This window comes from Saccharothrix hoggarensis, from assembly GCF_042678885.1.
Taxonomy (GTDB): Bacteria; Actinomycetota; Actinomycetes; order Mycobacteriales; family Pseudonocardiaceae; genus Actinosynnema; species Actinosynnema hoggarensis.
In genome coordinates this window covers 1-984 of sequence record NZ_JBHTLK010000499.1, presented here as the reverse complement: position 1 = coordinate 984, position 984 = coordinate 1, and the positions used below count along the sequence as shown (strand labels likewise).

Annotated in this window: 1 protein-coding gene; it reads right to left on the bottom strand. The window is 67.3% G+C overall.

What is annotated here, in order from left to right; all coding sequences use genetic code 11:
• Positions 1 to 24: 24 nt before the first annotated feature.
• Positions 25 to 918: an IS982 family transposase gene (locus tag ACFQ3T_RS36765; RefSeq protein WP_380730804.1), complete on the bottom strand. Its 894-nt coding sequence runs from the start codon at positions 916 to 918 to the stop codon at positions 25 to 27.
• Positions 919 to 984: the final 66 nt, after the last annotated feature.

Below are 984 nucleotides of genomic sequence, written 5' to 3'. Positions count from 1 at the left end.
CTAGACGAGTAATGCGTAAGTCGGTCAGTGGTCGTAGGCGGTCAGGGACCGGGTGACAGGTTGGCCGGTGGCTCGGTTGTGCCAGATGGCGGCGGTCAGGGCGAGGATGCGTTGGGCGATGCGGACTCCGACGCCGTCGATGGTGCGTCCGCCGTGTTGCTCCAGGTTCAACTGGCCCTTGAGCGTGTCGTTGACGGACTCGATGAGTTGGCGGATGGACTTGAGCAGTGGTTCGCCGGGGTGCGGCTTGCGGTTGCGGTAGGACGGTCGGATCAGTCGGACGCCCCGCTCGGCCAGGAACCGGTCGAGTTCGGCGGAGACGTAGCCCTTGTCGGCGATGACGAGCAGGCCGGGGCGGTCGTCGAGCAGGCGGGGTTCGTGGTCGCAGATCGCCATGAGCACCTGCCGCTCGTCGATCTTCGGGTCCGCCAACGCCCAGGTGATCGGCAGCCCGGCTGGGGTGCAGACCAAGTGCAGCCGCAATCCCCAGAACCAGCGCGAGTGGGAGCGGCAGAAGCCGTATTTCGCCCAGCCGGCCAACTCCGAGCGCTTGACCGTTGGCCGGGAGCGTCCGCATTCGACCGGGGTGGAGTCGACGATCCAGGTGGTGTCGGTCCACAGGTCGGTGTCGGCGGCCAGCCAGCGCGTGACCTGCTTGACCAGGGGTAACGCGGTGCGGAGGCGGCGGTTGTAGCCGGACTGGCCGGGCAGGTAGCGGAACGCGCCGGGCATCCGGGCGGGCAGGAACCGCAGCCATCGGGCCTCGGAGGTGAACCCGAGTAGCGCCTGGGCCACCGCCAGGGTGACCAGCTCGGCGTCGGTGAGCTTGGGCGGCCTGCCCATCCGACGCCCGCCGGCGAGGTGGTCGTCGATCTTCACGTAGAGTGCGGTGAGAAGGGTGTTCAGGTCGGTCGTCACAAACTGATCTTGAACACCCTTCGTCCGTCTACAGCCACCGCCTCGACTTACGCATTACTCGTCTAG